Raw genomic sequence first — 9706 nt, 5'->3', positions numbered from 1 at the left:
GTTTCCTCCCCTTCGCGCGTCCTCGCTAGCCCCACTGCTGCGCGGTCAGCGCGTGGGCCCGGCCGCCGCCCTCGCGGATGATGCGGTCCCAGCCGCCCGCACCCCGCTCGGGCGACACCCAGTCCCGCATGTAGGCGGCGCGCGGCGCGGTGGGATCCGTGCGCGCATCGATGCCCATGAGCACGTACATGCTGCTCAGGTGCTTCATGTGGATGAAGAAGTGCACGCGCTCCATGGGGCCGAACAGTTCCTCGAACACCAGCGCCGTGGCGTGGCCGGTCGCGTTGAGGTTCATGTTCTCCGCGACCGTCCGGGCGAACAGCCGCGCCTCGGCGCGGAACTGGTAGCTGAAGTCGATCACGCAGTGCATGATCACGCCCGCGCTGGCGGTGGTCAGGATCCGGTCCGGATCCTGCGCGGTCTGGTGGGCCGCGCCCAGCACCTCGAACCACGGCACCGGCGAGTCGGCCTTCAGGGGGCTCAGGGACGGGTCCTTGGCCATCGCCTCGGTCGCCGTGCCGAACATGCCCCACCGCTGCGGGAACATCATGTGCTCCTCGACGCTGCCGGGTACGAACGCTGCCCCCCAGTCCCGGGCCCGCTGATGCGCCACGTAGCCGCCCAGCACGCCGTCGCGCAGGTCAGGCGCGCCCCCGAGATGGACCAGAGCGTCGTAGTCCTCCAGAGACCGCAGGTGGATCAGCCAGTGCACGCGGTCCTTGACGCCGAAGGTCTCCTCGTAGACGAAGACCGTCGCCAGGCCGTCCTGCTTGCCGTTGACGAACTGCGCGGCCTCACGCGCGAGGTCGCGCGCCAGGTCTGCCTGGCCGGCGGCGATCTGGGCCGAACGCTGCACCAGGACGCCGCAGTTACCCGAGTGCAGCACCCGGTCTACCGGCTGGCTCGTCTGGTGCAGAGCTGAGCGCACGGTGGGGGTGCCGTTGCCGACTTCGGTCACTGCTTCTCCCTCATTCTCGTGACGCGGCACCGGTGAGCGCCGCTCGTCTTTCCCGCAGCACGTGGGCCGCGCCGACCATGAGCCGCTCGGCGATGAGATCGACGTGGCGCGCGCGCCAGTCCTGCAACGGCGTCCCGGCGACGAAGCGGTTGAACGCGCCGATCGCCGGGCCGCAGTGAATCTGGAAGTTCGCCCGCTCGGCTTCGTCGCCCGCGGTGGCCAGGCGGTTGGTACGGGCGAAGTAGGACCTGAACACCAGCGCCATGCGGTGCTTGGGGTCCCGTTCGGCGCGCTCCACCTCGTCGGGACGCCCCATGCCCAGGTAGTGCTCGCGGGTCTGCTTCCACACCTGCTCCAGCGGCGCCCGGAAGCAGTCCCGCTCCAGGGCAGCCCGGGTGCCCGCGTCCAGCTCCTCCAGGCCGCCGTGCTGCCGGTAGAGCTGGTAGAGCCGGTTGGCGCGGGCCGCGAACAGCGTGCCCTTGCGGACCACCTGCACCCGCGAGCCCAGCTCGAACAGGTCGCCCGCCGGGGCGTAGGTGGTGTCCTGCACGTCCAGGCCGGACAACAGGTCCTTGACCGCGTCGGAGGTGCCCGCCTCCGGCGAGCACTGGTTGACCGAGCCGGTCATCACGAAGTCCGCGCCGAGCACGAACGCCGCCGCCTCGGGCGCACCCAGACCGCCCGACGCGCCGAGGTGCACCCCGTCGCTGTAGCCGTGTTCGGCCACCACCCGCTCGCGTAGCCGGGCCAGGGACGGGATCAGGGTCAGCGCCACTCCCCCGTCCGTGTGCCCGCCCGAGTCGGCTTCGACGCACACCTCACCGGCCACCGGCAGGCGCCGCGCCACCTCCGCCTCGCCGCGCGTCAGCGCGCCCCGGTCCACCAGGCCGCGCAGCAGGTCGGCCGACGGCGGGGCCATGAAGGCAGCCGCCACCTCCGGCCGGGACACCTTCGCCAGGACATGGCGGACCGCGACCGGCGCCCCGTCCGGCCCACGGCGCGCCCCGGCGAACCGGAACCGCACCACCGCCGGAGTGACGGAGGTGAACCCCGCCGCCTCGGCGAACCGCACGTCGTGGCGCAGCAGGACGTCCACGACCGCTTCCTCGCCCGCCGGGTCGGCCAGGTCGTGCAGCAGGTTGACGCCGTAGGTCAGGCCCGGCGTGCCGGCGAGCCGCAGCACGGCGCGTTCGACCTCGGCCAGATCGAGTCCGCCGGACCCGAAGTAGCCCAACAGCCCGGCCTGCCCGATGCGGGTGACCAACTCGACCGACGCGACCCCACGGAACATCGCACCGGCGAGGTAGGCGTACCGCAGGCCGTAGGCCGCCCGGAACCGGGCGCTGCCCAGCGCGGCGGCGTCCGGGTCGACCTCGCGTTCCGGCTAGGCACGACCGTTCGCCGCCGGTGCCGCCGGTGCCGGCGCGGCCGGTGCGGAACCCCCGACCACGACCGCGTCCCACCCGGAACGTCCGGCCGCGGCCCCGTTCGGCGCGGGGCCTTCGGCCAACTCGGCCCCGTTCGGCCCAGGACCGTCGGCCGCCGCGGCCCCGTCCGGCTCGGGACCTTCGGCCACCGCGGCCTGCCACAGCGGGGTGAGAACCCTGGCGTCGCCGACCTCGCGCGCCTCGGTGACCCCACGTCGGATCAGCTCGCGCATCGACCTCCGCCACAGCACCGGGCTGTCGATCTGCCGCGCCAGCAGAGCGGCCACCCCGCCCACCGGGTACGGCGCGGCGGTCGCGTTCGCGATCACCGGCACGGCCGGGTCACGGAACACGACGCCCGCCAGGTGCTCGCCGAACCGACGCGCCGCGTCCGCCATGTACCGCGAGTGGAACGCCGCGCTGACGGCGAGCGGGACGCACCACTTTCCGGGCAGCTCGCGGACCGCGTGGCGCACCAGACGGATCGCCTCGGCCTCACCCGACACCACCACCTGGGTGACCGAGTTCTCGTTGGCGACCTGGACCCTGTCGGCGACCCCGCACCGGTGCAGCAGCGCGGTGACCTCGTCCGGGTCGAGCCCGACCACGGCCGCCATCCCGCCACCCGCCGCCTCACCCATCAGCTCACCGCGCCGCCGCACCAGGCGCAGGCCGGTGGCGAAGTCGAAGCACTCGGCGGCGAGCAGCGTGTTGTACGCACCGAGGCTGTGCCCGGCCAGGTAGTCGGGCGGTGGTTCCCGCTCGGACACGGCCCGGTGGGCGAGGGCGTTGACGACGAAGATCGCCGGCTGCGCCCACCGCGTGTCGGCCAGCTCGCCCGCCGGGTCCGACAGACACAGCTCACGCACCGACCTTCCCAGCACGTCGTCGGCGGTGGCGACCAGTTCCGGGAACCGGTCGAACAGCTCCGCACCCATCCCTGCGCGCTGCGACCCCTGACCGGGGAAGACCCAGACCCTCATCGACGACGCCGGGGGTTCAGCCGGCCGGGTACTGGTAGGGCACCAGCAGGGTGTCCTCGATCGTGCCCGGCATGAAGGTGCGGCCCCAGCCGCCCCCACCCTTGACGGGCGAGATGTAGTCCCTGGTCATCAACGTGCGGAATTCGTCGTCGGTGCGCTCCAGGTCGGTCAGTTCCTGGTAGGCGTCGAACGACGTGAAGTGCACCAGCCAGTGCAGCCGGTCCATCACGCCGAAGGTCTCCTCGTACAGGTACGAGGAGACGCGCCCGGCGAGCCGTGCGTTGACGAGCTTCTGCCCGGCGAAGGCGAAGTGCCTGGCCTCCTTGCGGAACTCGTGCAGGGCCTGTCCGGTGCGGTGCATCGTGAGCAGGGCGTTGCCGGAGTGCAGCAGCTGGTCCTCGGACTGCCCCGTCTGCAGCAGGGCGGGGTCGACCCAGACCTCGCTGTCCTCGTGCTCGCCCTCCTCGTGCACCAGGCCGTGCTGCGGCACCAGGATGCGCTCCTGGACGCTGCTCTCCACGACGGCCCGGCCCCACATGCCCGCGCTGTTGTCGTCGACGACGCGGTCGCTCTCCAGCAGATCGATCATCTTCTCGTCGTGGTCGACCATGCGCAGGCTGATCGAGTAGTCGTTCGGCGTCTTCCAGTGGATCAGCCAGTGGACGCGGTCCTTGCGGCCGAACAGCTCCTCGTAGAAGAAGAACGAGGCGCCGTTGAGGTCCGCCCGGTTCATGTAGGTGATGACGTCGCCGAACAGCCGGCGCCCCTCGGCACTGTGCTCGTACTTGAGCTGGGTACTGCGCGCGATGATGAAACCCGCATTACCCGAATGCAGCTGCCGCTGCGGCGGGACGGGGCTCTGGGCCGACGCCGGTCGCAGTTCACCGATGACCGCCTGGCTCATCTGACCTGCCCTTCTGGTACGCCTGGTACGGAGAGGACAGCCCTGACGCTAGGGGGACGTAATGAAGTAACAAATACGTGATCGAGAGCATCATCGCAGGTCACAGGCCTGTGGAGGGTTCGAAACGCGCAAGTTATTTCATTTCGACTCCTAGGCGGGCCAGGGCTGTCCCGCCGCCCAACATTGAGCCTTTTCCATCGCACGTCTACCGGGTGAGGTTGTCGCAGGTCGGAGTCGACGACGGAAAAGTCTCACCGAGCAGGTCAACCTTTTTCGCGGCGGCTCTCCCGCAGCATCAGCGACACCAGGAACGCCACGACCACCAGCGGCACCGCGATGAGGAAAAGGTCGGTGAGGGCGTCGGTGTACGTGCCGATCGCCGCGTTCCGCTCGGTTTCGGGCAGCGCCCGCAGCGCGGGAATGCTCTCGGTCGTGCCGTCGCTCGCCAGCCTGGCGGCGAGCACCGAGCCGAGAACGGCGACGCCGATCGCCGACCCCAGGCGCTGGAAGGAGTTCACCATGCCGGTGGCCGCGCCGATGTCCTTCATCTTCACCGAGTTCTGCACCGCGGTGATGACGGGCTGCATCACACAGCCGACGCCCACGCCGAACAGCAGCGAGTACACGGCGACCAGCCAGTACGAGATGTCGACGTCCACGAAGGACAGCAGGGCCAGCGAGACCGCCAGCACCGCCGAGCCCGCCACCGGGAACAGCTTGTAGCGGCCGGTACGACTGATCAGGATCCCGGACCCCATGGAGGCGGCCACCAGGCCGAGCATCGCGGGCAGCATGGCGACGCCCGACAGGGTGGCCGAGTAGCCTCTGACCGCCTGGAAGTACAGCGGCAGGAACACGATGCCGGTGAACATCGCCGCGCCGGACAGGAACCCGAACAGGGTGGCGATGCCGACACCTCGGTTGCCGAACAGCGACATCGGCGTGATGGGCTCCGCGGCGTGCCGCTCCGCCAGCACGAACGCCGCCGCCAGCACCACCCCCGCGGCGAGCAGCGCCAACGCGCCCGGCGAGGCCCAGCCCAGCTCGTTGCCCGCCCAGTTCAGGTACAGCAGGGTGCAGGTGACCGTACCGACCACGAGCACCGCGCCCAGCGCGTCGATCTGGTGGCCGCGCTGCGGAGTCCTGACGCCGCGCAGACCGGCGGACGCCGCGAACAGGGCGAGGATGCCGACCGGCAGGTTGACGAGGAACACCCACCGCCAGCCCAGCCCGTCGGCGAAGAAGCCGCCCACGAGCGGACCGCCCACGCTGGCCAGACCGAACACCGCGCCGAACGCACCCTGGTAGCGACCGCGCTCGGCGGGCGGCACCACGTCCGCGATCACCGACAGCGCGAGCACGAACAGCCCGCCCGCGCCGACGCCCTGGACCGCCCGAAACACGACCAGGTGCCAGATCTCCTGCGCGACGGCGCACAGCAGCGAGCCGACGACCAACACCACGATGGCCACCTGGAACACCGCGCGGCGGCCGTACAGATCCGAGACCTTGCCCCACAACGGCGTCGTGGCCATGGAGGTCACCAGGTAGATCGTCACAACCCAGGGCAGGCTGCCCACACCGCCCAGGTCGCCGACGATCAGCGGCAGCGCGGTGCTGACCACCGTCTGGTCGAGGGCGGACAGGAGCATGCCGACCATGACGCCGCCCACCGCGAGGTTCACCTGCCTGGCGGGCACGGGCGGCGCCTGCGTCGACAGCTGTGCCGTGGAGTCCATGAGTACGCGGGTTTCCTCTCCCTCTGCGCGAGCGGTTCCCTGTCAGCGTGCGACCGGCACAGGGTCGACGAACCTCAGTTCGAGGAGCCCGGTGCGGCTACGCCGTGCGGCGGGAACGCCCGTCGGTCCCGCGGGTGCGCGAACCTCGTTCGCGTCGTTCCGGGCCCGGTCCAGCCACAGCCTGCGCCGCTCGGAGGCAGGGGCTGACGGGTCTGCCGGGCGCGCAGCGTGTCGGGCAGCCCGCTGACGACGACATGCGCGTTCGTGCCGCCCAGGCCGAACGAGCTCAGTCCGGCCACGCGGCGCTCCGGCGGCGCGGGCCAGTCCGTGGTCGCGGTCGCGGGCCGGAACGGTGACCGTTCGAAGTCGAACCTCGGGTTGGGACGTTCGCAGAACAGGGTGGCCGGGACGCGGCCGTGTTCCACCGCCAGCGACACCTTGATCAGCCCGGCCACACCCGCCGCGCACAGCAGGTGGCCGACATTGGACTTGAGGCTGCCGACGGCGCAGAAGCCGGTGCGGGTGGAGGTCTCCCGGTAGACCCGGGTGAGCGCCTGAAGCTCGATCGGATCGCCGATCATGGTAGCGGTGCCGTGCGCCTCGACCAGGCCGATCTCGTCGGCACTCCGGCCGGCGGCATGCAGCGCCGCGCGGACGACGTCGGCCTGGGCGGTGACGTTGGGGGTGGTGACACCGATGGTGTGGCCGTCGTTGTTGACCTCGACCGCCTCGATGACCGCGTGCACCCTGTCCCCGTCGGCCAGCGCCTTCGCCAGCGGCTTGAGCAGAACCGCGCCGCAGCCCTCACCGGGCACGATCCCGTCGGCGCGCTGGTCCATCGGGCGGCACACACCGGTGGGCGAGATCACCCCGGCCGCGCTGAACTCCAGGTACGCCTGTTCGTCCAACAGGATCTCCACGCCGCCCGCGACCGCCATCTCCGCGTCGCCCGCGAGCAGCATCCGCGTGGCCAGGTGGACGCTCACCAGGGCGGACGAGCAGGCGCTGTCCACCACCAGGTTCGGACCGGTGAGGTTGAAGCGGTGCGCCACCTGCGCGGCCAGGAAGTTCTGGTCGGACTGCAGGACACTGGGCCGCAGCGCCGCCCGCCGTCCGTAGGCGGAGATGCGCCCGCCGACCACGACCGCGACCCGGCGGCCCCACACCTCGTCGCGGGTGTAGCCGCCGTCGTGCAGACAGTCCAGGGTCGATTCGAGGAACAGGCGGATACCGGGGTCGAGGGCCGTGGCCTCCTCGTCGGTGAGGCCGAACCGCTCCGGGTCGAAGTCGGCGAGGCCGTCGACGAAGCCGCCCCACCTGCTGACGCTGCGGCCGAGCTGAGGCCGGGGGTCGTAGAGCCGCTCGGTGTCCCAACGGTCCCGGGGCACCTCGGCGACCGAGTGCCGTTCGTCCAGCAGGTTGCGCCAGAACGTGGCGACGTCCGGCGCGCCCGGGAACCGCCCGGCCATGCCGATGATCGCGATTCTGCGGTCGTCGGGATCGCAGCGCGGGGGGATGACCTCGGCTCGACCGGTCGGCGCGGGTGCGGCGCGACCGAGTTCCGGCTCGACATGCGGCGTTCCGGCTCTCTCCCCCGGCTCGGAGATGGTGACGCCCTCCGCCGGGGCGGTGAAGGTGATGCCCTCCGCCACGAGGTAGCCGGCGAGACCCGCCGCGCTCGGGAACTCCATCAGCACCGACGGCGGCAGGTGGCGGCCGACCTCGCGCTCCACCAGTTCCAGCAGCGCGGCCAGGACCACGGAGTCGACGCCGATGTCCCCGAAGTCCGCTTCGGCGTCGAAGCTCGATGCCGGGATACCCAGAGCGGGCGCGAAGATCCCCACCAGGCGCGCAGCCACGTCCTCCACGGACCTCAGCGGCTCGGGCGGCGCCGCGACCGGGCCGGGCACCGCGACCAGATCTGGCGGCGCAGTCGGGTCGGGCAACGCAGTCGGGTCGGGCGGCGCCGTCCTGGCGTCGAGCAGCGAGTTCAGGTCGAGGTCGGGCGACAGCGGCCGCACCGGGAGAACCACCCCGCCCCACGGCATGGCCACCACCCCTTCCAGCGCGTGCAACGCCTCGGCGTCGCGCAACGACCCGAGCCCGACCGGCTCACCGACGTTCGGCCCGCCGCGGCCCGACCCGCTGTCCTGCCACATCGGCCACGCCACCGACCGCAGCCACGGCCTGCCCGCCCGCGCGTGCCGCGCCACCACGAAATCCATCGCCGCGTTGGCCGCCGCGTACTCCGACACCCCGACCGCCATCCTCGGCACCAGCGCGGACACCGACGAGAACGTCAGGAAGAACGCCAGGCGGTCGACCGACGTGAGGTCCAGCAGCCGCTCCAGGGCATCGACCTTCGGCCTGAACACCGCCGCCACGGACGCCGAGTCGCCGCGGGTGAACGCCCCGGGCCGGGCCGCCGGTCCGCCGGCGCAGTGCACGACGCCACCGATCGGTCCCAGCTCGCGCCGCACCCGGTCCAGGAACGACCCGAGCGCGGCCTCGTCGGTCAACGTGCCCGTGTGCACCTCGACCCGCGCTCCGGCGCGGCGCAGGTCGCGCACCGCGCGCACGCGCTCGGCGGCAGCCGCGTCGAGCGGGCCGTCCCACCGTTCCTCGGGCGGCAGCGGATGGCGGCCGAGCAGCGCGATGCGGCGCGCACCCCGCTCCACCAGATGGGCCGCGACCCGCGCGCCCAGGCCGCGCGGGTCGCCGGTCACCACGTACGCCTGGTCCGGCGACACCGGCAGCGGCCGGTGCCGGGTCAGGGCCGGCCGCAGCACGGGCCGGTAGCGCAGGCCGTTGCGATGGCACACCTCGGCCTTCGCCGCGGGCAGGTGCCACTCGCCCCACAGCGCGGGCAGCAGCTGCTCCACACGCTCGGCAGGCACATCGGTGTCCAGCGCCGTCGTGACGACCTTCGCGTACTCGGCGCCGAGCATCCGCACGAACCCGACCATCCGGGCGCCCGCTGTGCCCGGCGGCGGGCCGTCGAGGTCCTGGAGACCGCGGGTGACGACCAGCCCTCGCAGCCCGGTGGTACGCCCCGCCGCGACGACGGCGCGGAGCAGGACGAGGCGGCGGTCGGTCGAGCCCGGGTCGTCCTCGGTCCGGTCGAGGTCGGTCAGGTCGATCCAGCCAGTGACCCGCGGCAGGCGGTCGAGGATGCCGGCCGGGTCGGCGAGGTCGTGCTCGGCGACGGGTACGACGCCCGGATGGCCCCGCGCGAGCCGGGCGGCGAGGTCCGCGGTCGTCCGCCGGGGCAGGCACAGGATGGTGTCCTCGACCGGGGCAGCGCCGGACGGGACGGCGCCGACCGGCAGCCACTGCCGTTCCACCAACGTGACCTCACGCGGCTCGGGTACCCCTGGTCGCCCCCGCAACTCCACCACCTCGGCCGGCTCGGGCGCCGCCGGTGGCTGCCGTTCCGTCAGCTCGGCCTCGGTCGGCTCGGGCGCCCCTGGTGGTCCGGGCGGAGCCGTCGGCGCGGCCGACCCGGTCAACCGGCAGGGCATCCGCGCGAACGGGTAGACGGCAGGGGCACGACCACCCGCGGCGCGGGGTGCAGGGCAGCCCAGTCGACCGCGCCGCCCGCCACCCAGTGTTCGGCCAGCGCGTCGAGGTCCCCGGTGGGCAGCCGGTCCACCGACCGCGCCGGCCGGGCCCGGCCGCGCGCGACACCGCTCGCG

7 protein-coding genes are annotated in these 9706 nt (G+C 72.5%); all 7 read right to left on the bottom strand.

Features of this window, described 5'->3' with window-relative positions; all coding sequences use genetic code 11:
* Positions 1–25: 25 nt before the first annotated feature.
* Positions 26–958: a DUF6039 family protein gene (locus AC08OQ_RS13625; RefSeq protein ID WP_476598898.1), complete on the bottom strand. Its 933-nt coding sequence runs from the start codon at positions 956–958 to the stop codon at positions 26–28.
* A gap of 10 nt (positions 959–968) precedes the next feature.
* Complete coding sequence (locus AC08OQ_RS13620) at positions 969–2309, bottom strand: PfaD family polyunsaturated fatty acid/polyketide biosynthesis protein (RefSeq protein WP_476612094.1); 1341 nt, start codon at positions 2307–2309, stop codon at positions 969–971.
* Positions 2310–2342: 33 nt separating this feature from the next.
* On the bottom strand, positions 2343–3368 hold the full coding sequence (fabD, locus tag AC08OQ_RS13615; RefSeq protein WP_476598902.1) for an ACP S-malonyltransferase: 1026 nt from the start codon (positions 3366–3368) through the stop codon (positions 2343–2345).
* Positions 3369–3384: 16 nt separating this feature from the next.
* Entirely contained in the window at positions 3385–4272 is an 888-nt protein-coding gene (locus AC08OQ_RS13610; protein WP_476598904.1) for a DUF6039 family protein, read from the bottom strand.
* 263 nt (positions 4273–4535) lie between these two features.
* Positions 4536–6011, bottom strand: a complete 1476-nt coding sequence (locus AC08OQ_RS13605) for an MDR family MFS transporter (protein ID WP_476598906.1) — start codon at positions 6009–6011, stop codon at positions 4536–4538.
* 74 nt (positions 6012–6085) lie between these two features.
* The gene (locus tag AC08OQ_RS13600; protein ID WP_476598908.1) at positions 6086–9520 is read right to left on the bottom strand and encodes a type I polyketide synthase; all 3435 of its coding nucleotides are present in this window, start codon (positions 9518–9520) and stop codon (positions 6086–6088) included.
* Positions 9517–9706, bottom strand: a 190-nt coding sequence (locus AC08OQ_RS13595; RefSeq protein ID WP_476612093.1) for a hypothetical protein, incomplete at its 5' end; no start/stop codon positions are given. The genes AC08OQ_RS13600 and AC08OQ_RS13595, both read right to left, overlap by 4 nt.

The sequence above is a fragment of the Frankia sp. CcCS3 genome (genome assembly GCF_977927575.1).
This window is presented reverse-complemented; position numbering and strand designations above follow the sequence as displayed.